23 protein-coding genes are annotated in these 26,587 nt (G+C 66.1%); 14 read left to right on the forward strand and 9 right to left on the reverse strand.

What is annotated here, in order from left to right:
• The first annotated feature begins 70 nt into the window (after nt 1–70).
• The 3 genes from rpoC (at nt 71) to BDW16_RS03880 (ending at nt 7,842) form a co-directional block, all read left to right on the forward strand.
• Nucleotides 71–4,351: a DNA-directed RNA polymerase subunit beta' gene (gene rpoC, locus BDW16_RS03870; RefSeq protein ID WP_066576216.1), complete on the forward strand. Its 4,281-nt coding sequence runs from the start codon at nt 71–73 to the stop codon at nt 4,349–4,351.
• Nucleotides 4,352–4,543: 192 nt separating this feature from the next.
• A complete protein-coding gene (locus BDW16_RS03875; protein ID WP_066576219.1) occupies nt 4,544–6,760 on the forward strand; it encodes a TonB-dependent receptor in 2,217 nt (738 codons plus the stop codon).
• 2 nt (nt 6,761–6,762) lie between these two features.
• Nucleotides 6,763–7,842, forward strand: coding sequence for a PepSY-associated TM helix domain-containing protein (locus BDW16_RS03880; protein WP_066576222.1), 1,080 nt, complete (start codon nt 6,763–6,765; stop codon nt 7,840–7,842).
• 37 nt (nt 7,843–7,879) lie between these two features.
• Here the strand turns inward: BDW16_RS03880 and BDW16_RS03885 are convergent, their stop codons facing one another.
• Together BDW16_RS03885 and BDW16_RS03890 are read right to left on the reverse strand one after the other, a co-directional pair.
• Nucleotides 7,880–8,434, reverse strand: coding sequence for a DUF805 domain-containing protein (locus BDW16_RS03885; protein ID WP_066576224.1), 555 nt, complete (start codon nt 8,432–8,434; stop codon nt 7,880–7,882).
• A 57-nt stretch (nt 8,435–8,491) separates the two neighbouring features.
• A complete protein-coding gene (locus tag BDW16_RS03890) occupies nt 8,492–10,000 on the reverse strand; it encodes a YifB family Mg chelatase-like AAA ATPase (RefSeq protein ID WP_066576230.1) in 1,509 nt (502 codons plus the stop codon).
• A 103-nt stretch (nt 10,001–10,103) separates the two neighbouring features.
• Between BDW16_RS03890 and BDW16_RS03895 the strand changes: the two genes are divergently transcribed.
• The 6 genes from BDW16_RS03895 (at nt 10,104) to yihA (ending at nt 13,576) form a co-directional block, all read left to right on the forward strand.
• On the forward strand, nt 10,104–10,388 hold the full coding sequence (locus tag BDW16_RS03895; RefSeq protein ID WP_066576232.1) for a hypothetical protein: 285 nt from the start codon (nt 10,104–10,106) through the stop codon (nt 10,386–10,388).
• 87 nt (nt 10,389–10,475) lie between these two features.
• Nucleotides 10,476–10,610 carry a 50S ribosomal protein L34 gene (gene rpmH, locus BDW16_RS03900; protein ID WP_044332822.1) on the forward strand — a complete coding sequence of 45 codons (135 nt, stop codon included), beginning with the start codon at nt 10,476–10,478 and terminating at the stop codon, nt 10,608–10,610.
• Entirely contained in the window at nt 10,607–10,948 is a 342-nt protein-coding gene (gene rnpA / locus BDW16_RS03905; protein WP_241213804.1) for a ribonuclease P protein component, read from the forward strand. Before rpmH ends, rnpA begins: the two co-directional genes overlap by 4 nt.
• On the forward strand, nt 10,945–11,157 hold the full coding sequence (gene yidD, locus BDW16_RS03910; RefSeq protein ID WP_066576234.1) for a membrane protein insertion efficiency factor YidD: 213 nt from the start codon (nt 10,945–10,947) through the stop codon (nt 11,155–11,157). The genes rnpA and yidD overlap by 4 nt, the downstream gene beginning before the upstream one ends.
• 20 nt (nt 11,158–11,177) lie before the next feature.
• On the forward strand, nt 11,178–12,938 hold the full coding sequence (yidC, locus tag BDW16_RS03915; RefSeq protein ID WP_066576236.1) for a membrane protein insertase YidC: 1,761 nt from the start codon (nt 11,178–11,180) through the stop codon (nt 12,936–12,938).
• Nucleotides 12,935–13,576 (forward strand): ribosome biogenesis GTP-binding protein YihA/YsxC, encoded by a 642-nt coding sequence (yihA, locus tag BDW16_RS03920; RefSeq protein WP_066576238.1) that lies wholly within the window; start codon nt 12,935–12,937, stop codon nt 13,574–13,576. Before yidC ends, yihA begins: the two co-directional genes overlap by 4 nt.
• Before the next feature lie 13 nt (nt 13,577–13,589).
• Here the strand turns inward: yihA and BDW16_RS03925 are convergent, their stop codons facing one another.
• Complete coding sequence (locus tag BDW16_RS03925; RefSeq protein ID WP_083954236.1) at nt 13,590–15,560, reverse strand: alpha/beta hydrolase family protein; 1,971 nt, start codon at nt 15,558–15,560, stop codon at nt 13,590–13,592.
• A 74-nt stretch (nt 15,561–15,634) separates the two neighbouring features.
• Nucleotides 15,635–16,420, reverse strand: a complete 786-nt coding sequence (locus BDW16_RS03930; protein ID WP_198585761.1) for a DUF3108 domain-containing protein — start codon at nt 16,418–16,420, stop codon at nt 15,635–15,637.
• A 129-nt stretch (nt 16,421–16,549) separates the two neighbouring features.
• Between BDW16_RS03930 and BDW16_RS03935 the strand changes: the two genes are divergently transcribed.
• Entirely contained in the window at nt 16,550–17,221 is a 672-nt protein-coding gene (locus BDW16_RS03935; RefSeq protein ID WP_066576245.1) for a glutathione S-transferase family protein, read from the forward strand.
• On the opposite strand, the gene BDW16_RS03940 is transcribed toward BDW16_RS03935, so the two are convergent.
• On the reverse strand, nt 17,218–17,664 hold the full coding sequence (locus BDW16_RS03940) for a cupin domain-containing protein (protein WP_066576250.1): 447 nt from the start codon (nt 17,662–17,664) through the stop codon (nt 17,218–17,220). The two genes, BDW16_RS03935 and BDW16_RS03940, sit on opposite strands and share 4 nt — an antisense overlap.
• Here BDW16_RS03940 and dapE point away from each other — a divergent pair.
• Nucleotides 17,664–18,815 carry a succinyl-diaminopimelate desuccinylase gene (gene dapE, locus BDW16_RS03945; RefSeq protein ID WP_066576251.1) on the forward strand — a complete coding sequence of 384 codons (1,152 nt, stop codon included), beginning with the start codon at nt 17,664–17,666 and terminating at the stop codon, nt 18,813–18,815. The genes BDW16_RS03940 and dapE overlap by 1 nt on opposite strands.
• Nucleotides 18,816–18,925: 110 nt before the next feature.
• Here the strand turns inward: dapE and BDW16_RS03950 are convergent, their stop codons facing one another.
• The 4 genes from BDW16_RS03950 to BDW16_RS03965 all read right to left on the reverse strand — a co-directional run bounded on the left by BDW16_RS03950 (nt 18,926) and on the right by BDW16_RS03965 (nt 23,144).
• Nucleotides 18,926–20,608, reverse strand: coding sequence for a putative bifunctional diguanylate cyclase/phosphodiesterase (locus tag BDW16_RS03950; protein ID WP_066576411.1), 1,683 nt, complete (start codon nt 20,606–20,608; stop codon nt 18,926–18,928).
• A gap of 66 nt (nt 20,609–20,674) precedes the next feature.
• A complete protein-coding gene (locus tag BDW16_RS03955; protein WP_241230452.1) occupies nt 20,675–21,229 on the reverse strand; it encodes a Smr/MutS family protein in 555 nt (184 codons plus the stop codon).
• 22 nt (nt 21,230–21,251) lie between these two features.
• The gene (mltA, locus tag BDW16_RS03960) at nt 21,252–22,487 is read right to left on the reverse strand and encodes a murein transglycosylase A (protein ID WP_066576253.1); all 1,236 of its coding nucleotides are present in this window, start codon (nt 22,485–22,487) and stop codon (nt 21,252–21,254) included.
• Nucleotides 22,488–22,496: 9 nt separating this feature from the next.
• Nucleotides 22,497–23,144, reverse strand: a complete 648-nt coding sequence (locus BDW16_RS03965; RefSeq protein ID WP_066576256.1) for a Tim44/TimA family putative adaptor protein — start codon at nt 23,142–23,144, stop codon at nt 22,497–22,499.
• Between the two features lie 187 nt (nt 23,145–23,331).
• Here BDW16_RS03965 and secB point away from each other — a divergent pair, with 187 nt between their 5' ends.
• From secB to trpS, 3 genes are all read left to right on the forward strand, one after another.
• A complete protein-coding gene (gene secB / locus BDW16_RS03970) occupies nt 23,332–23,841 on the forward strand; it encodes a protein-export chaperone SecB (RefSeq protein WP_066576257.1) in 510 nt (169 codons plus the stop codon).
• 146 nt (nt 23,842–23,987) lie between these two features.
• Entirely contained in the window at nt 23,988–25,553 is a 1,566-nt protein-coding gene (murJ, locus tag BDW16_RS03975; protein ID WP_066576258.1) for a murein biosynthesis integral membrane protein MurJ, read from the forward strand.
• Nucleotides 25,554–25,579: 26 nt separating this feature from the next.
• The gene (trpS, locus tag BDW16_RS03980; RefSeq protein WP_066576262.1) at nt 25,580–26,587 is read left to right on the forward strand and encodes a tryptophan--tRNA ligase; all 1,008 of its coding nucleotides are present in this window, start codon (nt 25,580–25,582) and stop codon (nt 26,585–26,587) included.

A 26,587-nucleotide genomic window follows, 5' to 3' on the forward strand; every position in this document is an offset into this window, starting at 1 on the left:
GGCAGCGGTTTTCAAGACCGCTGCCCCTTCCCCGCCCCGACGAATTTGACCCTCCAGAGGGACACAGAGAATGAACGAACTGACCAACTTCGCGAACCCGGTGGCCAAGCCGGAGACCTTCGACCAGATCCAGATCGGCATTGCGTCGCCTGACCGCATCCGTTCGTGGTCGTTCGGCGAGATCAAGAAGCCCGAGACGATCAACTATCGCACGTTCAAGCCCGAGCGTGACGGCCTGTTCTGCGCGCGCATCTTCGGTCCGATCAAGGACTATGAGTGCCTGTGCGGCAAGTACAAGCGCATGAAGTACAAGGGCATCGTCTGCGAGAAGTGCGGCGTCGAGGTCACGGTCTCGAAGGTCCGCCGCGAGCGCATGGGCCATATCGAGCTGGCCGCGCCGGTCGCGCATATCTGGTTCCTCAAGAGCCTGCCCTCGCGCATCGGCCTGCTGCTCGACATGCAGCTCAAGCAGCTCGAGCGCGTGCTGTACTTCGAATCGTACATCGTCACCGAGCCAGGCCTGACCCCGCTCGAGAAGTTCCAGCTTCTCACCGAAGACGAACTGCTCGACGCGCAGGACGAGTATGGCGAGGACGCCTTCTCGGCCGGCATCGGCGCGGAAGCGGTCAAGATCATGCTCATGGACCTCGACCTCGAGGGTGAGCGCAAGGAGCTTCTGGAAGAGCTGGCGACGACCAAGTCGGAGCTGAAGCCCAAGAAGATCATCAAGCGCCTGAAGGTCGTGGAATCGTTCATCGATTCCGGCAATCGTCCGGAGTGGATGATCCTCGACGTCGTTCCGGTCATCCCGCCCGAGCTGCGCCCGCTGGTGCCGCTCGACGGCGGCCGCTTTGCGACCTCGGATCTCAACGATCTGTATCGCCGCGTGATCAACCGCAACAACCGCCTCAAGCGCCTGATGGAGCTGCGCGCGCCGGACATCATCGTCCGCAACGAAAAGCGCATGCTGCAGGAAGCCGTCGACGCGCTGTTCGACAATGGCCGCCGCGGCCGCACCATCACGGGCGCCAACAAGCGTCCGCTCAAGTCGCTGTCCGACATGCTCAAGGGCAAGCAGGGCCGCTTCCGCCAGAACCTGCTCGGCAAGCGCGTCGACTATTCGGGCCGTTCGGTCATCGTGACCGGTCCGGAGCTCAAGCTGCACCAGTGCGGCCTGCCGAAGAAGATGGCGCTCGAGCTGTTCAAGCCGTTCATCTACGCCCGTCTCGATGCCAAGGGTCTCTCGATGACCCTGAAGCAGGCCAAGAAGTGGGTCGAGAAGGAGCGCAAGGAAGTCTGGGACATCCTGGACGAGGTGATCCGCGAGCACCCGGTTCTGCTGAACCGCGCACCGACGCTCCACCGCCTGGGCATCCAGGCGTTCGAGCCGGTGCTGATCGAGGGCAAGGCGATCCAGCTTCACCCGCTGGTCTGTTCGGCGTTCAATGCCGACTTCGACGGCGACCAGATGGCCGTGCACGTTCCGCTGAGCCTCGAGGCTCAGCTGGAAGCGCGTGTCCTGATGATGTCGACCAACAACATCCTGTCACCCGCGAACGGCAAGCCGATCATCGTGCCGTCGCAGGACATGGTTCTCGGTCTCTACTACATCTCGATGGAGAAGGAGAACGAGCCGGGCCAGGGGATGATCCTGGGCGACATGGCCGAGGTGCACCAGGCGCTGTTCGCCGGTGCTGTGACGCTTCACACCAAGATCACCAGCCGCGTCCCGCAGACGGATGAGGACGGCAACACGTACATGAAGCGCTTCGAGACCACCCCGGGCCGCATGCTGCTCGGCGAGTGTCTGCCGAAGAGCCACAAGGTGCCGTTCGATGTCGTCAACCGCCTTCTGACCAAGAAGGACGTGGGCGACGTGATCGACGAGGTCTATCGTCACACCGGCCAGAAGGAGACCGTGCTGTTCGCCGACGCGATCATGGCGCTGGGCTTCCGTCACGCATTCAAGGCGGGCATCTCGTTCGGCAAGGACGACATGATCATCCCGGACTCGAAGGATGCGCTGGTCGACGAGACCCGTGCCCTCGTGAAGGACTATGAGCAGCAGTATCAGGACGGCCTGATCACCCAGCAGGAAAAGTACAACAAGGTGATCGACGCCTGGAGCCGTTGCGGCGACCAGGTGGCGGCAGCGATGATGGACGAGATCAAGGCGGTCAAGACCGACCCTGAGACCGGCCGTGAGAAGCCCGCCAACGCGATCTACATGATGGCGCACTCGGGTGCCCGCGGCTCGGCGGCACAGATCAAGCAGCTCGCCGGCATGCGCGGCCTGATGGCCAAGCCGTCGGGCGAGATCATCGAAACGCCGATCATCTCGAACTTCAAGGAAGGTCTGACCGTCCTTGAATACTTCAACTCGACCCACGGCGCCCGCAAGGGCCTTGCGGACACGGCGTTGAAGACCGCGAACTCGGGTTACCTCACCCGCCGCCTTGTCGACGTGTCGCAGGATTGCGTCGTCATGGAGGAGGATTGCGGCACCGAGCGCGCGCTGGAGATGAAGGCGATCGTGCAGGGCGGCTCGACCATCGCGTCGCTTGGCGAGCGTATCCTGGGCCGTACCACGGCCGAGGACGTCGTCGATCCCAAGACGGGCGAAGTGGCGATCGCCACCGGCACGCTGCTTGACGAGGCGATGATCGCGCAGATCGAAGCACTCGGCATCCAGGGCATGAAGATCCGCAGCCCGCTGGTGTGCGAGGCCAAGATCGGCGTGTGCGCCAAGTGCTACGGGCGTGATCTCGCCCGCGGTACGCCGGTGAACATCGGCGAGGCGGTCGGCGTGATCGCGGCGCAGTCGATCGGCGAGCCGGGCACCCAGCTCACCATGCGTACCTTCCACATCGGCGGCGCGGCACAGCTCAACGAGCAGTCGAACCTCGAAGCCCCCGTGGACGGCAAGGTCGAGTTCCGCGACGTCCGCATCATCGTCGATCAGCGGGGTCGCCGGGTGGTGACTTCGCGCTCGGCGGAGCTTGCCATCCTCGACATGGACGGGCGCGAGCTGGCGGTGCATCGCATCCCGTACGGTGCGTACGTGATGTTCGATGACGGCCATGTCGTGGCCAAGGGCGACCGTATGGCCGAGTGGGATCCGTTCACCATGCCGGTGATCACGGAAACCGGCGGTACCGTGAAGTATCAGGACCTGATCGACGGCAAGACGCTGACCGAGCAGGTCGACGAAGCGACGGGCATCGCCCAGCGCGTCGTCATCGAGAACCGCGGTGCTGCAGCCAAGAAGGAGGACCTGCGTCCGCGCCTGACCCTGACCGGGGACAGCGAGGGTGAGGCCGCGCGCTACATGCTGGCGCCGGGTGCAGTGATCTCGGTCGAGGACGGCGCGACCGTCCAGGGCGGCGACGTCCTGGCGCGCGTCAGCCGCGAAAGCGCCAAGACCCGCGACATCACCGGCGGTCTGCCGCGCGTCGCCGAGCTGTTCGAAGCCCGCAAGCCCAAGGAAAACGCGATCATCGCGAAGGTCTCGGGCCGCGTCGTGTTCGGCAAGGACTATAAGGCGAAGCGCAAGATCGGCATCCAGCCCGAGGATGGCGGCGAGGTCGTCGAGTATCTGGTGCCGAAGTCGAAGGTGATCGACGTTCAGGAAGGCGACTACGTCAAGCGTGGCGACAACCTGATCGGCGGCTCGCCCGATCCGCACGACATTCTCGAGGTGCTCGGCATCGAGCCGCTCGCGGAATATCTCGTGTCGGAGATCCAGGAAGTCTATCGACTCCAGGGCGTGAAGATCAACGACAAGCACATCGAGGTGATCGTTCGCCAGATGCTGCAGAAGGTCGAGATCACCGACGCCGGCGACACCACCCTGCTCCCCGGCGAGCAGGTGGATCGCGACGAGATGGACGAGACCAACGCCAAGCTCGAGCCCGGCCAGGCCCCCGCACAGGGCAAGCCCATCCTGCTCGGCATCACCAAGGCGTCGCTGCAGACCCGCAGCTTCATCTCGGCGGCGTCGTTCCAGGAGACCACCCGCGTCCTCACCGAGGCGGCGGTCCAGGGCAAGCAGGACACGCTGATCGGTCTCAAGGAGAACGTGATCGTGGGCCGTCTCATCCCCGCCGGCACCGGCGCGGGCATGAACCGCATGCGCATCGCGGCCACCAGCCGCGACGCCGCACTGCGCGCCCAGCAGCGCCGTCTGCAGGAAGTCCTCATCGCGCCGAACTCGGCCGCTGAGGAGCGTGCAGCCGAGCTGGCGCAGGACCCGATCGAGGCGATGGCCACCAGCGACGCGCTGGAGAAGGTCGAAGTCTCGGGCGACGGCAGCGACGCGGCCGCGGGCGATTACCTGAACGAGAGCGAGTGATCGTTCCGTTCAGCGTCCATCGCTGAACCCAACAAGCCGCCGTCCGGACCCTCCGGGCGGCGGTTTTGTTTTGTACCGGCTCCCTGAACCTGGCCCATCAGACCACGCAATCAGGCCGGGCCAATTCAGTTAATGCGACTAGTTTGCATTACCTTCCTTTCGCTGTTAGCGGGCGCGGCAAAGGAGATTTCAATGATCCGTCGTTCCCGTTCGCCGTTGCCTCTCGTTGCGCTCGCCTGGCTGACGCCGGTTACCGCGCATGCCGCGACGACCATGGAAGCGCCGTCCGACGCGGAGAAGACCGAAGACGAGGGCCAGGTGGTCATCACCGCGGCGCGCACCGTGCTGCCGCCCAACGCGTTGCCGCTGACGATCGACGTGATCGACAAGGAAGCCCTCGATCAGCAGATCGCGATCTCCGGCTCCGTCACCGATGCGGTGGCGACACTGACCCCCTCCTTCTCCCCCACCCGCCAGAAGCTGTCGGGTTCGGGCGAGACGCTGCGCGGCCGCTCGCCGCTCTATGCGATCAACGGCATTCCCCAATCGACGCCGATGCGCGACAGCAGCCGCGACGGCTTCACGATCGACGGCTTTTTCGTCGACCGGGTCGAACTGATCTATGGTTCCAACGCGCTACAGGGGATCGGCGGCACCGGCGGCATCGTCAATCAGGTGACGGTCGGCGCACCGAAGACCGAAGGGCTGTCGGGCCGCGTGCTGCTTCAGGGCACCGCCGATGGCGACTTCAGGAGCGACGGCATCGGCTACAAGGCGGCGGGGCTGATCCAGTACAAGGCAGGGCGTTTCGACGCGACGGTGGGCGCGACCTATGAGAAGCGCGGCGCCTTCTACGATGCCAAAGGACGCCGCATCGGCCTCAACCTGACCCAGGGCGAAACACAGGATTCGCGCGCGACGTCGCTGTTCGCGCGTTTCGGTTACGAACTGTCGTCGAGCGCACGGCTCGACCTGATCGCCAGCCGCTTCGAGCTGGATGGCGATGGCGACTATGTCGCGACGCCGGGCAACCGCACGCTCGGCATCCCGACGACCTCGATCAAGGGAACACCGCCCGGCGTGCCCGCCGCGAACCGCGTCGAGAGCGTCGCGCTGTCGCTCACCGATCGCGACCTTTGGGGCGGCAACTTCGTCAGTCAGATCTTCTTCAACCGCAGCCACGATACGTTCGGCGGCGAGGTGGCGCCGATCGCAACCTTCCAGGACCCCGCGATCGCGCCGATCGGCACGCTGTTCGACCAGTCGGAAAATCGCAGCCGCAAGATCGGCGGCAAGCTGAGCTATGAGCGCGGCCTGCCCGGCTTTGACGACCTCACCCTGACACTCGGCTTCGATGCGCTGTGGGACAGGACCGAGCAGCGGCTGATCGCAACCGACCGTATCTGGGTGCCGCCCAGCGACTTCCAGAGCCTCGCCCCCTTCGCGCAGGCGAACCTCAAACTGTTCGACGGCGTGCTCCGTCTCGCCGGCGGCGCACGGTGGGAGAATGTGAAGATCACCATCGACGACTATCGCACGCTTGCCTCGACCACCGCGACCGGCACCCCGCCGAATCCGGCGACATTCGGCGGCGTCGCGGTCGGCGGCGGCACCCCGAAATTCGACGACGTGCTGGTCAATGGCGGCGTGATCTTTGAGCCGGTCGCGGGCATCCGCGCCTATGCCAGCTACGCCGAGGGGTTCACCGTTCCCGATATCGGCCGCATCACCCGCGCGGTGAACCGCACCGGGATCGATATGGACAGCTATGTCGACATCTCGCCGGTCATCTCCAACAACCGCGAGATCGGGATCGAGGTCAAGCGCGGGCCGCTCGATGCAAGCGCCACCTATTTCTGGTCGTCGAGCGACAAGGGCCAGTTGCTGATCACCCGCCCTGACCGGATCTTCGACGTCCAGCGGCTGCGCGTCGAGATCCAGGGGCTTGAGGTCGCGCTGGGCATCCAGACGCCGATCGACGGGCTGAGGCTCGGCATCGGCTACGCCCATCTGATCGGCCGCTACGATGCCGATGCGACCCCCGACGGCGTCGTCGATACCGATCTGGACGGCGTGAACATCTCGCCCGACCGCCTCAACCTGTCGGCCAGCTATGCCAGCGGGCCATTCTCGGCGCGCGTCCAGTCGCAATTCTACCTGTCGCGCAGCTTCCACGCCGACACCGGCAAGACCCAGCCCGATCAGCGCAACAATTTCGGCGGCTACAACGTCACCGACGCCAATGTCCGCTATGATACCGGCATCGGCGCGCTGAGCCTGAGCGTCCAGAACCTGCTCAACACTCAATATATCGACTATTCGAGCGACACCCGGCTGCCGACCGACAACCTCGCCTTCTTCGCGGGGCGCGGGCGGACCTTCACGCTCGGCTGGGACTATCGTTTCTGACGATGAAGTGGATCGACCTTCTCCACCGCTGGACGGGCGGGATCATCGGGCTGGGACTCGGGCTGCTCGGCTTCACCGGCGCGATCCTCGTCTTCAAGAGCTGGTGGCTGGCCTATCTGCCCGGCGCGGGCGATGCCCAGCGTCAGGACGTCGCATCGCTCGCGGCGCAGGTCGATGCGGCGATGGCGGTACCCGGCGGACCGCCCCAGTCGATCCTGTTCGCCACCCACGACTTCGGCCTGACCCGCCTGTCGCGCGGTGAGGGCGCCGGCGCCTATGCCGACCAGTCGGGCCGGATCGTCACCGAATGGGGCAGCAAATGGGACCGGGTCGAGCTGTGGCTGTTCGACTTCCACCACCACCTGTTCTTCGGCGACGCCGGCGAGACGGTGGCAGGGATCGCGGCGCTGATCGGCCTGCTGTTCGTCATCACCGGCGCAATCCTCTGGTGGCGGCTGCGCAAGACGTTCACGTTCCGCCTGATCCCAAAGCGGATGAGCCGCCCGGCGATCGTCACGCATCACCGCGACATCGGCGTGGTGTTCGCGCCGCTCTTGTTTCTCTCCCTCGCCACGGGATCGCTGATGGTGTTCCGCCCGATCAGCGAGGCGCTGTTCGCACCCGCTACCGGGCTTCGCGCGCCGTTCGAGGCACCCAGAGTCGAAGGTGGCCCGCTCGCGGCGAAGCTCGACTGGGCGGCGATGTTCGCGGAGGCCCGCGCCCGATACCCGGACGCGGAGATCCGCCTCGTCTCGCTGCCACGCAAGCCGGGCGGACTGATCCTCATGCGCCTGCGCCAGCAGCCCGAATGGCTGCCCAATGGCCGCACCTTGCTATGGTTTCGGCCCGAGAACGGCCAGTTGGTCGATACCCGCAACGTGCAGGCGATGCCGAAGGGCGTGCGCGCCTATAATGCGATCTACCCGATCCACGCCGCGAAGGTCGGCGGCATCCTGTGGAAGCTGGTGATCGCGGCCACCGGCCTCGTCCTTGCGATGCTGGGCACGCTGGCGGTGTGGACCTTCTGGTTCAAGCGGCCCAAGCCCAGGCCGGTGCGCAAGCCACGCCCCGCAGCCGCCTAGGAAAACGGCCGGGCCTTACGGACCCGGCCGCTTTTCTTCAGCCGAATACTTCGTCGGCGTTGGTGCCCTGCCCCTTCGGATCCTCCCCGAAGCGGTTCGGCCCCGCCGTGCCGGGCGTGCAGTACCAGACCAGCAGCAGGATTGCGCAGGCGAAGCCGCCGAGCAGCATGATCATGCCGAACAGCGCGATGCCCGAGAAGCCGGCGCTGCCACCGCCCGACATGGCGGTCATGAGGCTTGCCCCCATCAGGACGGCACCGATCAGGATCGGGCCGAGCGGAAGCAGGATCCACCAGCCCGAACGATCCGTGTCGTGCAGGCGCCGCACACCGACGGCAAGGCTGGGAATGATGGTCGCCAGCGAGAAGATGTTGGACAGCAGGCCGCCCGACATAGCTCCCGAAGCGCCGACGGACGTGCCGGTCAGATCCGCGTCGCCAGTCGCGCTTCCCCCCAGGCCGAGCATCGAATCGAGGAAGGCCAGCACGAACGACACGATCACGACGAACAGCGTGTACATCCAATATTCTTTGCGCCGCGACCGGCCCTTGAAGTCGAAATAGCGCTTAAACGGCAGGATCATCCATTCCATCTTCGTTCCCCTTGTTGCGCGACCCTAACCTCTTCCTCTTCAACCCAAACGACTCGCCTAGGATCGTGGCGGTTGGCGACGGTAGCTCAGCGCTTCTGCGACGTGAATACGACCGACCGTTTCGCTCTGTGCCAGGTCGGCGATGGTTCGCGCGACACGCAGCACGCGGGTATAGCCGCGCGCGGACATGCGCATCGCCTCCGCCGCCTGCGCGAGCAGCTTGCGGCCGGGCTCGTCGGGTGTCGCGGCATCGTCGAGCACCGGCCCGTCCGCCTCGGCATTGGTGCGGGTACCGGAGCCGTTGTAGCGCGCAGCCTGGACCTTGCGCGCCGCCGCGACCCGCGCCGCGACCTCGGCCGATCCTTCGGCAGGCGGCGGCAGCACCAGATCGGCGGCGGTGACCGGCTGCACATCGACATGCAGGTCGATCCGGTCGAGCAAGGGCCCCGAGACCTTGGCCTGATAGTCCGCGGCGCATTTCGGCGCACGGGCGCAGGCCAGCGCCGGATCGCCGAGATGACCGCAGCGGCACGGGTTCATCGCCGCGACCAGCTGAACGCGCGCCGGGAAGGTGACATGGGCGTTGGCGCGCGCGACGCTGACCGTGCCGCTCTCGAGCGGCTGGCGCAGCGAATCGAGCACGGCGCGCTGGAATTCCGGCAGCTCGTCGAGAAACAGCACGCCGAGATGCGCCATGCTGACCTCCCCCGGCTTGACCTTGAGCCCGCCGCCGGTGAGCGCCGCCATCGACGCGGAGTGATGCGGGCTGCGGAACGGCCGCATCCGCGTGAGCTTGCCGCCCTGAAGCGTCCCGGCGACGCTTGCGACCATCGAAACCTCAAGTGCCTCACTGGCATCAAGCGGCGGCAGGATGCCCGGCAGGCAGCTGGCCATCAGCGACTTGCCCGCGCCGGGTGGCCCGACCATCAGCAGATTATGCCCCCCGGCTGCGGCGATCTCTAGCGCGCGCTTGGCGGTTTCCTGTCCCTTGACCTGCCTGAGGTCGGGACCGAGCGATGCTTCCTCGGCCTCGCCCGCCTGCGGCGCACCGAGCAGTTGCTGCCCCTTGAAGTGATTGATCAGGCCGATCAGGTCGGGCGCGGCGATCACACCGGTGGTCCCAGCCCATGCGGCTTCCGGTCCCTGCGCCACCGGACAGACCAGCCCCTTGCCCGTTTCCGCTGCGTGCAGCGCCGCGAGCAGCACGCCAGGCGACGGCGCGATCCGTCCGTCGAGACCCAGTTCGCCGACGAAGACATGCTCGCTCAGCGTCTCGGCATCGACCACGCCCATCGCGCCCAGCAGGGCCAGCGCGATCGGCAGATCGAAATGCGACCCTTCCTTGGGCAGGTCGGCGGGCGACAAATTGAGGATCACCCGCTTGGGTGGAAGCGCAAGGCCGATCGCCGCCATCGCCGCGCGCACCCGCTCCCGGCTCTCCGCCACCGCCTTGTCGGGCAATCCCACAACGACGAAATTGGGCAGGCCGGGGACGAGGTTGCACTGCACCTCGACGGCGCGCGCCTCCAGACCCAGATACGCAACCGTAGAGACGCTCGCGACCATATGCCCCCCATTTGTTCATCCGTTGTAACGGGTTTTCCGCGGCAGGAAACGGTTCATCGCGTTCGCGTCTTGCATCGACAACACACGTCCCCACCTCCTGGCCATGCGCCGCAAACCGCATCCGATCGTGCGAATCAGCCTGCTGGTGACGGGAATCCTGTTGTTCTGCGTCGTCGCGCCGCTCGCCTCGCCGATTCCCGGTCCCGGAGGCACGCTGATCGCGGCGGCCGGCATCATCCTGATTCTGCGCAATTCGCCCTGGGCGCGACACCGGTTCGTGCGCCTGAAGGCCCGCTGGCCGCGTGTCGGCGCCTTTGTCGATCGCATCCTGATCCGCGCCAGCGCCAAAAGACGGCGGAAACGCGCGAAAGAGCTGGCTGCGAATTGACTTCCCGATCAGCTTTGGCTAACGGCGCTCCTCACATGGTCGCCTCTGTGGCGGCCCTTTTAGTTTCTAGATTTCAGGGAATGAGCGATGAAGCGGACCTTTCAGCCGAGCAACCTGGTGCGAGCGCGCCGGCACGGCTTCCGCGCGCGCATGGCGACCCCCGGCGGCCGCAATGTGATTCGCGCCCGCCGCGCCCGCGGCCGCAACAAGCTGAGCGCCTGACCGCAGGTGCGCTTGCGCGGCTGACGCTGCGCAAGGATTATCTCGCCGCAAATGCGGGCAAGCGCGCACCCATGCCAGGGTTCGTATTGCTGGTCCGTGTTCGCGGCGATGATGATTCGACGATGCGAATCGGCATCACCGTCTCAAAGAAGGTCGGCAACGCGGTCGTGCGCAATCGCATGAAACGCCGTTTCCGCGAGCTTGCCCGCGCGATCCTTCCGCAGGAAGGCGTCGCCGGCGCCGATCATGTGCTGATCGGTCGCCATTCGGGAATCGAGCGCGATTTCGCGGCGCTCAGGGCCGATCTGACCAAGGCTCTGGGCAAGATCCGCAAATGATCGCCCGCGCCCTCATCCTGATCGCGCGCGGCTGGCAGATCGGCCCATCGCGCATCCTTCCACCCTCCTGCCGCTATGCGCCGAGCTGTTCGGCCTATGCAATCGAGGCACTCTCCCGCTATGGCGCGCTCAAGGGCGGATGGCTCGCGCTCCGGCGCATCCTTCGCTGCCATCCGTGGGGTGGGCACGGCTATGACCCCGTGCCCTGATTCCTGAACCGGGGACTGACGTGAAAGACGACCAGAAGAATTTCCTGCTCTTCGCCGTGCTCGCCGCACTGCTGCTGTTCGGGTGGCCGATGGCGACGCAATGGCTGTTCCCGACGGCCAATCCGCCGGTCACGGAAGTAAAGGGCGGCAAGACCGAGGTGGTCGCCAACCCCGGCGCCGATCCGGCCGCGGACAGCCCGGCAGCGATCCGCGACCGCAAGCTCGTGCTCGCCGAAACTCCGCGCGTCCAGATCGAGACCCCCACCGTGCGCGGGTCGATCAATCTCAAGGGCGCGCGTATCGACGATCTGGTGCTGGTCAAGCACAAGGAAACGATCGCCAAGGACAGCGATCCGATCCGCCTGCTTTCGCCCTCGGGCACCCAGGACGCCTATTTCGCGGGCTTCGGCTGGTCGGGCACCGGCCTGACCGCGCCTGCCGCCGACGCGGTGTGGACCGCCAGCGGCGACAAGCTGACCCCGACCACGCCGGTCAAGCTCACCAGCAGCAACGGCACGCAGCGCTTCATCATCGAGCTGTCGGTGGACGAAGGCTATATGTTCACCGTCCGCCAGCGCGTCGCGAACCTTGGCGACAAGCCGATCAGCGTTGCGGGTTATGGCTATCTCTACCGCTATGGCCCGGGCAAGGATCACGATACCTGGACGATCCATGCAGGTCCGGTCGCCTCGTACAACGGCGTGGTCGACTATGGCGTCAACTACGATACGGTGAAGGACGAAGGCCCCAAGAGCTTCGATTCGACCGGCGGCTGGGTCGGCTATACCGACATTTACTGGCTGACCGCGCTGGTGCCCGATCAGGGCATGAAGACCGCGCTCAAGTTCCGCCCCGCGGGCGGCACCGCGACCCAGGCGCAGTTCGAGCCGGCGACCGCGCGCCAGGTCGGCCCCGGCCAGATGGTCACCCAGACCTCGCGCTTCTTCGCGGGCGCCAAGGACATCAACCTGCTCGACGATTATGAGGAAAAGGGCGGCATCCACCAGTTCGGCAAGGCGATCGACTGGGGCTGGTTCGAAATCTTCGAGAAGCCGATCTTCCACTATCTCAACTGGCTGTTCCGGATGATCGGCAATTTCGGCGTGGCGATCATCGCGCTGACGCTGACCGTCCGCCTGCTGTTGTTCCCGATCGCGCAGAAGCAGTTCGCATCGATGGCGCAGATGCGCGCGGTGCAGCCGAAGATGAAGGCGATCCAGGAGCGCTACAAGGACGACAAGCAGCGCCAGCAGCAGGAGATCATGAAGCTGTACAAGGATGAGAAGGTGAACCCGCTCGCGGGCTGCCTCCCCACCCTGCTCCAGATTCCGATCCTCTATGCGCTGTACAAGGTGCTGATGCTCTCGATCGAGATGCGCCACCAGCCCTTCATCCTGTGGATCAAGGACCTCTCGGCTCCCGATCCGCTGCACATCCTCAATCTGTTCGGGCTGCTCGACTTCAACCCGCCGGCATTCCTGGCGATCGGCGTGTTGCCGATCCTGCTCGGCCTGTCGATGTGGGCGCAGTTCAAGCTGAACCCGGCGCCGATGGACGACGTCCAGAAGCAGGTCTTCGCGATCATGCCCTGGGTGCTGATGTTCGTGATGGCGCCGTTCGCGGCAGGTCTCCAGCTCTACTGGATCACCTCGAACCTGCTCACCATCGCGCAGCAGAAGTTCCTGTACATGCGCCACCCGGCGCTGAAGGAACCGGTGGCTGCATCGGGTGCAGTGATCGAGGCCAAACCCGGTCCCAAATCGGGTAAGGGGAAGAAGTGACCGAGTTCGAACCCGAAGCGATCGAGGCCGCGCGAAAGACCTTCGCCGGCCCGGTCGCCTTCCTCAAGTCAGCCCCCGCGCTCCATTTCCTGCCCGATCCCACGGTGCCGGAAGTCGCGTTCGCGGGCAGGTCGAATGTCGGCAAGTCCTCGCTGCTCAACGCGTTGACCGGCCGCAACGGGCTTGCCCGCACTTCGAACACACCGGGGCGGACTCAGGAACTGAACTTCTTCGACATCGGCGATCCGCTGAAGTTCCGGCTGGTCGACATGCCTGGCTATGGCTTCGCCAAGGCGCCCAAGGATATCGTCAAGAAGTGGCGCTTCCTGGTGAACGACTATCTGCGCGGGCGCGATGTGCTCAAGCGGGTGCTGGTGCTGATCGACAGCCGCCACGGCATCAAGGAGGTCGATCGCGACATCCTCGACATGCTCGACGCAGCTGCGGTGAGCTATCGCATCGTCCTGACCAAGGCGGACAAGATCAAGCCGGCCGAACTCGCCGAAGTCACCGAGCGCACCATCGCCGAAGCGCGCAAGCGCCCCGCCGCGCATCCGGATATCCTCTCGACCTCAAGCGAAAAGGCCGACGGCATCGCCGAACTGCGCGCTGCGGTGCTGGAAGCGGTCAGCGTCTGATCCGCGATCCGGCCTAGGCCGGGTTATGTTTCGCCAGAAACGCCTCTAGCGCCTTCAGGAACTCGAGCCGATCCTCGGTTCGGCTGAAGTGATGATCGGCCTCGGGCTGGACGATGTAGGTCACGTCCTTCCCCGCGGACTTGAGCTTCTGCGCCATCACCTTCGATTGCACCAGCGGCACCACCCGGTCCTTCTCGCCATGCACAAGCAGCACGGGGATCGAGAATTGCTGGGGGAAGTTGAGCGGCGACACGTTCTTGAGATCGGGCGCCTGATCGCGCAGCCAGTCGCCTCGCGCGCCGCCGCCCAGGAAGCTGCTGGTATGCTTCAGCATCCGGTTGAGATCGGACACGCCGGCATAGGAAACGGCGCAGCGATACCTGTTGCCGTCGCGCTGCGCTGCACGCATCGCCGCATAGCCGCCATAGGAAGCGCCGACCATGCACACCCGTGACGGGTCGGCAATCCCGAGATCGGCGATCGCCTTGACCGCATCGTCAAGGTCGTCCTGCATGGCGAGGCCCCATTGCCCCCGCCCCTTCTTCTCGAACTCGGTGCCGTAACCCGATGAGCCGCGGTAGTTGGGCTGGATGACGACATAGCCGCGATCGGCCAGGAACTGCGTCCACCAGTCCCAGGTTTCGCTGTCACGAGCGAACGGCCCGCCATGCGGCATCACGATCAGCGGCAGCTTGCCCTTGCGCGACGCGGGCACGGTCAGCACCGCGGCGATCTCCAGCCCGTCGCGCGCCTTGTAACGGATCGTGCGGACGGGATGCATGCGACGCATCTTGATCGTGCGGTTGTTGTACCCCAGCGGGTCCATCGTGTTTTCGGACCGGCTGTAGACGAAATAGCCGCCGGGCGCGTCCGCGCCGCCGACCGCGATCAATGCGCGCGAACGATCGCGGTTGAGCGACACGATCCGGGCCTGCGCGCCCTTGACCAGCGCGGACACGGCCGACTGCATCGCCATCATATCGGCGTCGGTCCAGCGGATCAGCGGGCGATCCTCTTCGACGCTGATACCGAGATAACCGGAACCGGCGGAATCGGGCACGATACCGCCAATGTCATACCCCTTGCTCGCGAACAGCTGCTTGCCGCGCTCAAGCGTCGTCAGATCCAGCTCGTAAAGCGCTGAATAGCCCTTTTCATCGTCATCGATCACCAGCGCCCTGGTCTTGTCCTCCAGGAACAGCGCAGGCACCGTCAGCCGGTCCTCACGCGTCTTCGCGCGGTCGATTGTCCGGAACAACGCATTGGGCCGGTCGCGATAGAGAAGACGGCGCGAGCGCCCGTCCTCGCTCATGCCGATACCCATGCGGACGAGTCCGGCGCCATCGGCGTACCAATTGAATACGCCGGCCTTGCTCGGCACGATCATACGCCGCTTCCCGGTCGTCAGATCGACCTCATCGACCTGTGGCCAGAAGCCTGCATCGTTCGTGTAGATCGAGGTCTGGTACGACAGCAAGACGCGCGGCGCACCGTCACGCGATACCCAGATCACGTCATCGCCATTCTGCGCCACGCTGCGCGGCGCGAGCTGGATCGTCTTCGCGCTCGGCGCATGGAAACCGATCGCGCGCTTTACATACCAGCTATCGCCCTCGACCGGCACTTCCCGGCCGATCCCGACGATGAGCCATTCGTCATTGACCCAGCGCCACCAGTTGAGGTCGGCTTCGCCGGGGTTGAGCAGCTTGGGCGGTCCCTCACCGCCGAGCTTGGCGACCGCAAAATACTGTTTCCCCTTGATCGCCACCCTGCCGGCGACCTGGGTGCCGTCCGGGGAAAGGTCTGGCCCCTCGATGTCCGGCAGCTCCGCAAAGGCCTCTACAGGCAAGGGCGCACGCGCCGCGGGCGCAGGTGCAGCCGAAGACGTGGATGCAACAGGCGCGGCGGTCTGCGCCGCCGCATTCGAACCGGCTGCACCGATCAGCGCGAATACAGACGCACCCGCCCGGACAATACGCGACATCAATCCCCCCACACGCCCCGAAAACCCGATCCTAGGTGCCGCAACCCCGGGTGCGCGCGCAAGGGGTCCAGTGGCTAAAGGAGCAATGTCTTCAGATGAATGACCCCGTCGGGCCCGCGGGCTTCCTGACGGATCAGCTGCTGGGTACCCTTGGCGAGCCAGAAGCGTGCGGGCGGCGACTGCGGGCGGTTGTAGTCGGTCTCGACCACCCAGCAGTCGATGCCGCGCCCGTCCGGCCCGGCAAGAGCCTCTTCGGCTGCAACCCGCCACAGATAGCGCGCCGGCGCTCCGGCGACGGGATGAAAGAAAGGAATCGACACCGCGTAACCGCGCGCGAGCGGGAGCGTCTGCAGCATCTCCATGTCGGTTTCGAAATTGTACATGGGTTCCGGAAAGGGCACGTCGACCGCAGCCTGGCTGTTGTCGGGAAGATCGCGCACTCCGGTCAGCGCCTTCGGCCCGAACGCGAACCCCTCAACCACCGTCTTGCCTCCCGCTCGGGTGGTGCGGACATGGGTCAATGGGCGGAAGGTACCGACTTCGAACAGCGAATCGCGCTCGACCAGCGAGGGATCCTTGCCGGTGCCGTCCCAGTGCTGGACGATCCGCAGCCGATCGACCCCGTCGATGCGTTCGAACCGCACCTCACGCTGCCAGATATCGATGGCGACATGCCTGCCGCCCTTGCTCTGCGAGCGGAGATAGCTCCGCCGCCCGGGGCGGAGCAGGCCGAACCGGGCCAGCCGGTCTCCGACATTCAGGCGATGCGGCGTGCGGGTGGGGTCTGCGAGCGCGACAGCCGGGGCAGCCGTCGCCAGGGCGATCAGCGCCCGGCGCGAAAGGCGGTCTATCATATCCATGGCCGGATTGTTTCGTATGCGACCCGATCGAGCAACGCCGCCGGTCGAACCGCATTGCGGTTGGTCGAAAGCCGCACCGGATGTCCAACGGCGTTGCCCCCGCCCCGGCCCGCCGCTATCCCCCGGCCCATGCTCAAGCTCATCATCGGCAACAAGGCCTACTCCTCCTGGTCCCTGCGCGGCTGGCTCGCCTGCAAGCTTTCGGGGCTCCCATTCGAGGAAGTGGTCGTCCCGCTCTACGATCAGGACTGGGACCAGCGTCGCGAGGGCGACGAGTTCGCGCCGTCATCGGGCAAGGTGCCGATCCTGTGGGACGGCGATGCCGTGGTGTGGGACAGCCTGGCGATCGTCGAGTATCTCAACGAGAAGTCGGGCGGCGACAAATTCTGGCCCACCGATCCCGCCGCACGCGCGATGGCGCGATCGATGGCGGCGGAGATGCATTCAGGTTTCGCCGCGCTGCGCCGCAAGCACAGCATGAACATCCGCCAGGTCTATGAGCCCAGAAAGCCTGACGACGATGTCATGCACGACATCCAGCGAATCATGGAGCTGTGGGCGCAGGCCCGCGCCCGCTTCGGTGGCGATGGCGAGTTCCTGTTCGGCGAGTTCGGCGCGGTGGACGTGATGTTCGCGCCGGTCGTCACCCGCTTCGTCACCTACTCCCTCCCGGTCGCGCGCTTTGCCCCGGCCTATATGCAGGCGGTGCTCCAGCATCCCTACATGCAGGACTGGATCGCCGCCGCGCAGGAGGAGGAATGGGTGCTCGAACAGTTCGAGCAGACGCCGAACGGCGCCTAGAACGCGCTTCCGTCCTTGCGCCGGAAGCCTTCGCCCGGAAACAAATGCAGGTCGATGTCCGGATAGTGACAGGCTGTCAGGGCCGGCTTGCCGATCGCGACATAGACGCAATCGGCCTCGCTGCGATTCTGCAGGACATGCCCGTTGCCGTCATTCTTGGGAAAGGCGGCAACGTCGCCCGCGCGCATCGGCGTCTCGCCGCCATCGTCCACCAGCACGGCTTCGCCCGCGATCATCACCACCATCTCGTCCTCGCCCTGATGCCAATGGCGCTGCGCCGACCAGGCGCCGGGCTTCAGCACGACATGGCTCGCACCAAAGTCGGCGATCCCCGCCGCGGGCGCCAGCCGCCGGTACCAGCGCTCCTGCACCACGCCCGCATGTTCGGGTGGATAGCCAGTCGCATTGGTCTGCGGGATTGTATCGAGGTCGAGCTTGGGCAATGGAGCCTCCACAAGGTTTGGAGGCCATTTTGCCCGACGTCGTCGAACTCACCAAGGCCCTGATCGCCGCACCCAGCATTACGCCGGCCCATGGTTCGGTGTTCGACGTGCTTGAAGCCGCGCTTCGCCCCCTCGGCTTCACCGTCGACCGCTTCGTGGCGGGCGAGGCGCCCGACGGTCCGGTCGAGAACCTCCTTGCCGTCCGCAATGCAGGCCCCGGGCCCCATTTCGCCTTTGCCGGGCATCTCGACGTCGTGCCGCCGGGCGAGGGCTGGACCTCGGGTGCGTTCGAGCCGGAGGTGCGCGGCGACCTGCTCTACGGTCGCGGGGCGGTGGACATGAAGGGATCGATCGCCGCCTTCGCCGCCGCGGTGGCAGCCCTCCCCGCTTCGGGCACGCTCAGCCTGATCATCACCGGCGACGAAGAAGGCCCTGCGACCTACGGCACGCTCGCGCTGATGGATCGGATGGCGGCGGCAGGCCTGACCCCGGACATGTGCCTGGTCGGCGAGCCGACCAGCGCCCATCGCCTTGGCGACACGATCAAGATCGGCCGCCGCGGATCGACGGTGATCGATATCGAGGTGCCCGGGCGCCAGGGCCATGTCGCCTACCCACACCTCGCCGACAATCCGATCCCCCGCCTCGTCCGCGCGCTGGCGGAGATCGACGCCATCGAACTCGACGAGGGGACCGACTGGTTCCAGCCCTCGAACATCGAAACCATCGACCTCACCGTCGGCAACCCCGCGACCAATGTGATCCCGGGCAAGGCTTCGGCCCGCCTTTCGATCCGCTTCAACGACCAGCATCGCGGGCAGGACCTGATCGAACGGATCGAACGGATCGTTCATGCCCATGCTCCAGCGGGCATCGTCCGCGGCCGCGTCTATGGCGAAGCCTTCCTCACCGAGCCCGGCACACTCTCCACCCTGATCAGCGATGCGATCGAGGTCGAGACCGGCATCCGCCCGGAGCTGTCGACCAGCGGCGGCACCTCCGACGCGCGCTTCCTCTCGCGCATTTGCCCGGTGGTGGAGTTCGGCCTGCTCAACGCGACGATGCACAAGCTGGACGAGGCGGTCGCGCTGGACGATCTCCACAAGCTGACGGCGATCTACGAGACTCTGTTGCGGCGCGTGTACGCGTAGGTTTTCACCCTCGCTGCAGCCGCACCGGCCCACCCGGCCATTATAGGATGGTCATGCCGGGTCGCCGCGTCGGGAAGCCGGCCGGTGCAGCACTACTCGAAAACGGGCGCCTAGCCGGCGATCCGCGCCTTGAGCTGCGGCGCGCGCTGTGCCCAGGCGATGAAGTCGCGTTCCGCCATCGGCTGGGCAATGACGAAGCCCTGCAGCACGTCGCAGCCGATCACGCGCAGCACCTCGAGCTGCGCCTGCGTCTCGATCCCCTCAGCCACGACTTCGCAGCCGATGCCGTGGATCAGCCCGATCACTGCCTGCGCGATCGTGCGCGCCTCGGCATTGGTCGCGACATGCTCGACAAGGCTGCGGTCGAGCTTCACCCGGTCGAGCGGCAGATCGCGCAGCCGGGCGAGGTTGGAATAACCGGTCCCGAAATCGTCGATCGCGATGCTGGCGCCGTCGGCGCGGAGCGCCGCGATGGCGTCGATCACCTCGCGCGAGCAATGCATCGCCAGCGTCTCGGTGATCTCGAGCTCAAGCAACCGCGCCGGCGCGCCCGCCGCCTGCATCGCATCGCGCAGCCGGCGGAAGAAGGCGGCATGGTCCAGCTGGCGCGGGCTGATATTGACCGCCATGCGCTGTTCGACGCCCATTTTGCCCCAGCGGGCGATCGTGTTGGCGACATTCTCGACCACCCATTCGCCGATCTCGACGATCAGGCCGGTCTCCTCGGCGCGAGCGATGAAGGTGCCCGGCAGGCACAGACCACGCTCGGGATGCTGCCAGCGCAGCAGTGCTTCCGCTGCGACGATCCGGCCATCGGCGGCGCTGATCTGCGGCTGGTAGACCAGCGCAAACTGATCGCGCTCGACCGCGCCGCGCAGGTCGCTTTCAAGCTGTGCCCGCTCGGCGATCTCGGCGGCAAGCCCATCGCTGAAATGCTCTGCACGCCCGCGGCCATTGCCCTTGGCATGATACATGGCCGCGTCCGCCGCGCGCATCAGATCGGTAAGCGTCGTACCGTGCTCGGGCCGCATCGCGATGCCCACCGACGCACCGATGCTCACTTCCTGATCCGCCAGGTCGAACGGCTCGGACAGCGCGAACAGGATGCCGCGACCCACGCGGTCGGCGTCGCGTACATGCGTCAGCACGGGGAAGAAGATGGTGAACTCGTCGCCCGAAAGCCGGCCGATGAGCGGCTGGCGAAGGTCGCCCTCCGCGGTAAAGCGATCGGCCACCGCGCGCAGCCGGTTGGCGACCATGCCCAGCAGCTGATCGCCCATCGCGTGACCGAGCGTGTCGTTCACCGCCTTGAACCGGTCGAGATCGATGAAGAACAGCGCCGCCATCGCATCGTTGGGAAGCTCGGTCAGCGCCCGCTCGCAGCTGCGGCGGAAATGGATCCGGTTGGGCAGCGCGGTGACCGGATCGAACAGCGCGAGCCGCTGCACGCTCTCCAGGTTTGAATGGAGCTGGCGGAACAGCCCCCCCATCGCATCGGCCAGCTGCGGCACGCATTCCCCGACTTCGACGGGAATCTCGCTCTGAAGATCGCCATTGGCGGCGCTCGACAGACGTTCGATCGCCGCGTCGATCGCAGCGGCGGTGGAAGCGATGGTGCGCTCCGCATAGGCCCAGCACATCGCGGCGCAGATGATCGCGGCGATCAGCGCCCGCCCGGCATTCTCGGAGTCGAAATGTCCCTGCGAGGTGGCCGCGAGCGCAAGAATGAACACGAACGCCCCGGCGCAGATCGCAAACACGATCGCACGACTCTTGAGCGAAAATCCGTTCATCGCGGCTGCGCTATCCCCCATTGCCCGGTCTGATGTGGACGAGGGATCGCTATAGGTGCGAAAGGGTTAAAAATTCTGCCGTGGCGCGGGCCGCTGTCGTTTCAGCACGATGTAGAGTGCACCCTGCCCGCCGTGCCGCGGATGGGCGCCCCGCACCGCGGCGATCCGGTCACCATGCCGCGAAGCCGCGAGCCAGTCGCCCACCGCCGCGCGGATCGCGCCGCGCGCATGGGGACGTTCCGATTCCGGGCGCGGCGGCTTGCCGGTGATCAGGAGCAGCACCCGGTCGCCGCGCGCGATCGCCGCCTCCAGCCCGCGGTCGAGCCGGGCATGCGCGCTGGCAAGGGTGTGGCCATGAAGGTCGATCGCGCTTTCGGGTGCCACCAGCCCGCGGCTGAGGCGCCGGTCCCAGCTCGAGTCGAGCGTGTCGGCGGACGGCGGCGCGGGTCGCGGTTTCGGGGCCGGCGCAGGCGGCACGCGCCCTTTCGTTCGCGCAACCGGCATCGGTTCGGACACGACCGGCACGGGCGGCTGCGCCTTTGCCGGAAGAACAGGCTCGCGCACGATCGGCGTCACCGTTGCGATCACGCGCGCCCATAGCGCCCGTTCTTCGGGCGTCATCGTTCGCGGTGGCCGCGCCATCTCAATCGGCGCCGTGGCGCGCCAGCGTTCCCTTGGGCAGCAGCAGCCATGCGGTGCCGCGTGCAGCCATGCCGCCTGCGATCGCGCGCGCATCGTCCCCTGCACCCCAGAAGGTATCGAAACGGTTGCTGCCCTTGATCGCACCGCCGGTATCCTGGTTGACCCAGATGCCGGTCGCATCCTGCCGGTCCATCGACAGGAACACCGGCGCTCCCATCGGAACGAACTTGGGGTCGGCGGCGACGCTGCCGCGCCCCGTGACGGGATAGCCCATCGCGCCCAGCGGCCCGGCGCCGGTCAGCTCGCGGAAGAACACATAGCTCTTGTTCTCGCGCATGATCGCGCGCCCCTCTTCGGGGTTCTTGCGCAGATAGGCCATGATCCCCTGCATCGACCCCTGCCCCTTGGGCAGGATGCCGCGATCGATCATCAGCTTGCCGATGCCGGTATAATCGCGCCCGTTCTGGCTGGCATAGCCGATGCGCATGATCCCGCCATCGGGCAGCCGCAGCCGCCCCGAACCCTGGATCTGCAGGAAGAACAGCTCGACCGGATCGGCTGCCCAGGCGATTTCCAGCCCGCGCCCCTGCAGCGCGCCCTGCTCGATCGCGGTGCGGTCGTAGAAAGGCACGAACTTGGTGCCTTCGACGCGCCCGCGGATCGAGCGGCCCTTGAGATTGTCGGAGAAGGTGCCGAGATCGACATCGATCAGATCCGCGGGACGGCCATAGATCGGCACCTCATAGCCCGAGCGGCGCGTGCGCGATCCGGCGATTTCGGGCTCGTAATAGCCGGTCGCAAACGCCTTGCCGTCGGCGACCTGAACCGCCTCGAAATAGCGGGCGAAAAAGGCGGTGGCATCGCGCGGCTGCGTGGTCCGCGCCGCGTCGCACGCCGCACGCCAGTCCTCCGCGCGCGTGAGACCGCTGGCGTCGGTGCGCTTGACTAGGCTGGGGCAACTGATCCGGAACGCCTCAAGCGCACGCGTCGCACCGATCGCCGTGATCGGAAGCGTAGAAATGTCCGGCCCGGCGACGAGGCCCGCCGATGCTGCGGTGGCGGTGCTGGCGGTGGCGGCGGGCGCAGGCTTGGGAGCGAGCGGGGTCGCAGCGGTCGGCTGACGGACAGGAGGGCCGGACGGCGGCGGGGGCCGCACCGCCCCTGGCCGCGAAGGCACCACGCCCGAAGAACAGGCGCTAACCGCTACGGCAAGCGCCGCTACCCCCCAAGCGCGCATCACTACCCCTCAGGCTTCGTCGGTGTCGCTGAGCTTCCAGTTCGGATCATCGCTGCGCAGATCGCGGCTGAACGTCCACACATCATGCGTATCGACAGCGTCGGTCAGCGATCCGGCGATGACGTTGCCATCCTTGTCGCGGGTCACCGCCGCGATATCGGCATCGAAGCGCATCGTGACGCGTGCCACCCGGCCTTCGACCGCGATCTCGGCGATCACCGCGCGCTCGATCGAGATCAGGCGGTTGTCGAGCGTCTCGCCCGCAGCCTCGCGCGCATCGATCGCAGCGACGAAGCTGTCGCGCACCGAATCCTCGACCAGCCAGGACAGCGTGTCGCGATCCCCCTTCCAGAAGGCTTCCAGGATCATCCGGTAGGCCGACTTGCCGCCCTCGACGAACTGGGCGACGTCGAACGAGGGATCGGCGGCAACCAGTGCGCGAAGTCCACCCTCGGCGCCCGGTTCGACGGTGCGCGGGCCGGCATCGCGAACCTCGGCCGGAATGTCGATCGTGCGCGGCATCGGCGGCACGCCGACACGCTCGTCCGCTGCACGCGGCAGCGGCTGCTGCTCATGACCTGTGCGCTTACCCAGAACCGAATAGAGCCGGAGCGCAAGAAAGGCCGCGATCGCTGCAAACAGGACGACTAGATACACTTTGGACACCTCGTTTCACGCTCCACATAGGCAGGATACGCGCGGTATTCAAATATAGCATGAACAGCTTGATGCGCCGAGCATCATCCACGCCCGTTGAAACGCCGCATCGCCCCTGCTAGGCGCGACCGTCATTCCAACGCGGCGTGCCGCGACATGTATCCCTGAAAAGAAGGACTTTCGAACGATGGACGAGCCGGAAAACGCAGCGCCGCAGGGTGAACCGCTCGCGAACGGCGCCGATACCGCCCCCTCGGTGGGCGTGATCTCGCAATATGTGAAGGATTTCTCGTTCGAGAATCCGAATTCGCCCGCCGTCTATCAGATGCAGGGCCAGCCCCAGTTCGACGTCCAGTTCAACATCGGTTCGGGCGAAGTCGGGCAGGACCTGCACGAAGTCGTCCTCAAGATCGACGTGCGCGCCGAGAATGAGGGCCAGGTCGCGTTCGTCGTCGATCTTTCCTATGCCGGCCTGTTCGCGGTCCGCAACGTTCCGGCAGAGCATCTCCAGCCCTTCCTGCTGGGCGAGGCGCCGCGTCTGCTCTTCCCGTTCGCGCGCCGCGTGCTGGCCGATGCCGTCCGCGACGGCGGCTTCCCGCCGCTGATGCTCGAGCCGATCGACTTCAACGGCCTCTACTACCAGCAGCTCGAGGCGCGTGCCGCCGAGGGCGCCGCCGGGGAAGCCGGCCAGGCCTGAGATTTGGCGAGCCCGCTCGCCCTTCTCTGCCGTCATCCCCGCGAAGGCGGGGATCCATTGACGCTGCCGATGCGGCTCAAGTCGAGACGTCAACTCGAATGGCTTCCCGCCTTCGCGGGAATGACGGCTGAAGGGGCCAGCGACACATGAACCTCGTCCGGGCACTCGGATCGATCGGCGGGCTGACGCTCGCCAGCCGCGTGCTCGGGCTGGTCCGCGATTCGCTGTTTGCGCGCTATGTCGGGGCCAGCTTCGCCTCCGACGCTTTCCTGATCGCCTTCCGCCTGCCCAATCTGTTCCGCGCGCTGTTCGCGGAAGGGGCGTTCAGCGCCGCCTTCGTGCCGATGTTCAGCAAGAAGGTGGGCGAAGCCGGCGGCGATACGAAATCGGCGCTTTCGTTCGCGGAAGAGGCGCTGTCGGTCCTTCTCCCGATCCTGATCCTGCTCACCGCGATCATGGAGATCGCGGCCTACCCCGTCGTCTGGGCGCTGTCGGGCGGGTTCAACGAGGTGACCCCGGGGCAATTCGCATATGCGGTCGAGCTGTCGCGGATCACCTTTCCCTATCTGCTGCTGATCAGCCTCGTCTCGCTGCTGGGCGGCATCCTCAACTCGCTCCAGAAATTCTGGGTCAACGCCGCCGCGCCGATCCTGCTCAACCTGACGCTGATCGCGGCCTTGCTGTTCTTCCACAACGACGACACGCTGCTGACCGCCCGCAACCAGGCCATCGCCGTGACCGTATCGGGCGCGCTCCAGCTGATCTGGCTGTTCCTCGCCTGCCGCGCCAACGGCGTGAAGCTGCGGATCCGCGCGCCGCGCCTGACGCCCGATGTGAAGAAGCTGCTGGCGCTGATCGGCCCCGCCGCTGCGGGCGCCGGCGCGACGCAGATCAACCTCATCATCTCGACCGCGCTTGCAGCCAGCCTGCTGGCCGAGGGTTCGGTCTCGTACATCTACTATGCCGACCGGTTGAATCAGCTGCCGCTGGGGCTGATCGGTATCGGCCTTGGCACCGTGCTGCTCCCCACCATCGCCCGCCAGCTCGGCGCCGGAAACGATGACGCCGCGATGCACACCCAGAATCGCGGCGCGGAGCTGGCGCTGTTTCTCACCCTCCCCGCCACCGCCGCACTGGTGATCTGCGGTGGCCCGATCGTCGCGGCGCTCTTCCAGCATGGCGCGTTCACAGCGGAAAATACGGTCAAGACCGCACAGGCGCTCGCTGCGTTCTCGGTCGGCCTGCCCGCCTATATCCTGGTCAAGGTGCTGACCCCCGGCTTCTATGCCCGATCGGACACCAAAAGCCCGGTGCGCTACGCCACCGCGTCAATCGCGGTGAACCTGATCCTCAACCTCGCGCTGATCGTACCGCTCCAGCATATGGGTCCACCGCTCGCCACCGCGGTTGCCGCCTGGGTCAATGTCGCCCTGCTCTATCGTGCGCTGGCGAAGCGCGGCCATTTCGTCGCCGACGCCCAGCTCAAGCGCCGCGTCTGGCGGCTGGTGGGCGCATCGGTCGCGATGGGCGCGGTGATGTTCTTCCTCAACGACCTGTTCACGCCCTATATCCATGGCGCCTGGACGATCCGCACCGCAGCGATGCTGGTGCTGGTCGGCGCCGGATGCATCGTGTACGCGGTCGCGTGCTTCGGCACCGGAGCGGTCCGGATCGGTGACCTGAAAGCGCTGATCCGCCGCCGTTCCGCCTAGGAACCATCCAAACACAGAGAAGTGCAATGCGCGTCGTTTCCGGCATCAAGCCTACGGGCAACCTCCACCTCGGCAACTATCTGGGCGCCATCAAGCAGTGGGTGGGGATGCAGGCCGATGTCGATGCCGCGGGCGGCGAGAGCATGTACTTCATCGCCGACCTGCACGGCCTGACCGAATGGATCGAACCGGCGGCGCTCCACGCCAACACCTTCGAGATCGCCGCGGCGATGATCGCGAGCGGAATCGATCCCAAGAAATCGATCCTTTTCAACCAGGCGCGCGTCCCTGCGCATAGCGAGCTGTCCTGGCTGCTAAACAACGTCGCGCGCGTCGGCTGGCTCAACCGCATGACCCAGTTCAAGGACAAGGCGGGCAAGAACCGCGAGGGCGCAAGCGTCGGCCTGTACGACTACCCGGTGCTGATGGCGGCGGACGTGCTGATCTACTCGACCACGCATGTACCTGTGGGCGAGGATCAAAAGCAGCATCTCGAGCTTGCCCGCGACATCGCTGCCAAGTTCAACCTGGACTATGGCGTCGAGCTGCTCGTCCAGCCCGAGCCGCTGGTGAGCAAGGAAGCGCCGCGGATCATGAGCCTGCGCGACGCGACGCAGAAGATGTCCAAATCCAACCCCTCGGACGCGGCGCGGATCAACCTGATCGACGATGACGACGCCATCGCCCAGAAGTTCCGCAAGGCGAAGACCGATCCGGAACCACTCGGTGAGACGTTCGAAGACCTCAAGGACCGGCCCGAGGCCAAGAACCTCGTGACGATCTTCGCCGCCCTGTCTGACCGCACCCCGCAGGATGTGGTCGCGGAATATGCCGGTCAGGGCTTCGGCAGCTTCAAGCCCGCGCTCGCCGACCTTGCGGTCGCCAAGCTGGGCCCGATCCGTGACGAGATGGTGCGCCTGACCGCCGATCGCGCCGCGGTCGATGCGGTGTTGCGCGACGGCTCCGACCGCGCCGCCGCCCTCGCCGCGCCGCTGCTGCGCAAGGTGCAGGAGACGATGGGTCTGCTGGTCTGA

This window comes from Sphingomonas koreensis, assembly GCF_002797435.1.
GTDB lineage: Bacteria > Pseudomonadota > Alphaproteobacteria > Sphingomonadales > Sphingomonadaceae > Sphingomonas > Sphingomonas koreensis.

Excerpts from the sequence above, each read along its gene's own strand:
- rpoC (WP_066576216.1), top strand. The coding sequence starts at position 71 with ATGAACGAACTGACCAACTTCGCGAACCCGGTGGCCAAGCCGGAGACC.
- BDW16_RS03875 (WP_066576219.1), top strand. The coding sequence starts at position 4,544 with ATGATCCGTCGTTCCCGTTCGCCGTTGCCTCTCGTTGCGCTCGCCTGG.
- BDW16_RS03880 (WP_066576222.1), top strand. The coding sequence starts at position 6,763 with ATGAAGTGGATCGACCTTCTCCACCGCTGGACGGGCGGGATCATCGGG.
- BDW16_RS03885 (WP_066576224.1), bottom strand. The coding sequence starts at position 8,434 with ATGGAATGGATGATCCTGCCGTTTAAGCGCTATTTCGACTTCAAGGGC.
- BDW16_RS03890 (WP_066576230.1), bottom strand. The coding sequence starts at position 10,000 with ATGGTCGCGAGCGTCTCTACGGTTGCGTATCTGGGTCTGGAGGCGCGC.
- BDW16_RS03895 (WP_066576232.1), top strand. The coding sequence starts at position 10,104 with ATGCGCCGCAAACCGCATCCGATCGTGCGAATCAGCCTGCTGGTGACG.
- rpmH (WP_044332822.1), top strand. The coding sequence starts at position 10,476 with ATGAAGCGGACCTTTCAGCCGAGCAACCTGGTGCGAGCGCGCCGGCAC.
- yidD (WP_066576234.1), top strand. The coding sequence starts at position 10,945 with ATGATCGCCCGCGCCCTCATCCTGATCGCGCGCGGCTGGCAGATCGGC.
- BDW16_RS03925 (WP_083954236.1), bottom strand. The coding sequence starts at position 15,560 with ATGTCGCGTATTGTCCGGGCGGGTGCGTCTGTATTCGCGCTGATCGGT.
- BDW16_RS03930 (WP_198585761.1), bottom strand. The coding sequence starts at position 16,420 with ATGGATATGATAGACCGCCTTTCGCGCCGGGCGCTGATCGCCCTGGCG.
- BDW16_RS03935 (WP_066576245.1), top strand. The coding sequence starts at position 16,550 with ATGCTCAAGCTCATCATCGGCAACAAGGCCTACTCCTCCTGGTCCCTG.
- dapE (WP_066576251.1), top strand. The coding sequence starts at position 17,664 with ATGGAGCCTCCACAAGGTTTGGAGGCCATTTTGCCCGACGTCGTCGAA.
- BDW16_RS03950 (WP_066576411.1), bottom strand. The coding sequence starts at position 20,608 with ATGAACGGATTTTCGCTCAAGAGTCGTGCGATCGTGTTTGCGATCTGC.
- BDW16_RS03955 (WP_241230452.1), bottom strand. The coding sequence starts at position 21,229 with ATGACGCCCGAAGAACGGGCGCTATGGGCGCGCGTGATCGCAACGGTG.
- mltA (WP_066576253.1), bottom strand. The coding sequence starts at position 22,487 with ATGCGCGCTTGGGGGGTAGCGGCGCTTGCCGTAGCGGTTAGCGCCTGT.
- secB (WP_066576257.1), top strand. The coding sequence starts at position 23,332 with ATGGACGAGCCGGAAAACGCAGCGCCGCAGGGTGAACCGCTCGCGAAC.
- murJ (WP_066576258.1), top strand. The coding sequence starts at position 23,988 with ATGAACCTCGTCCGGGCACTCGGATCGATCGGCGGGCTGACGCTCGCC.
- trpS (WP_066576262.1), top strand. The coding sequence starts at position 25,580 with ATGCGCGTCGTTTCCGGCATCAAGCCTACGGGCAACCTCCACCTCGGC.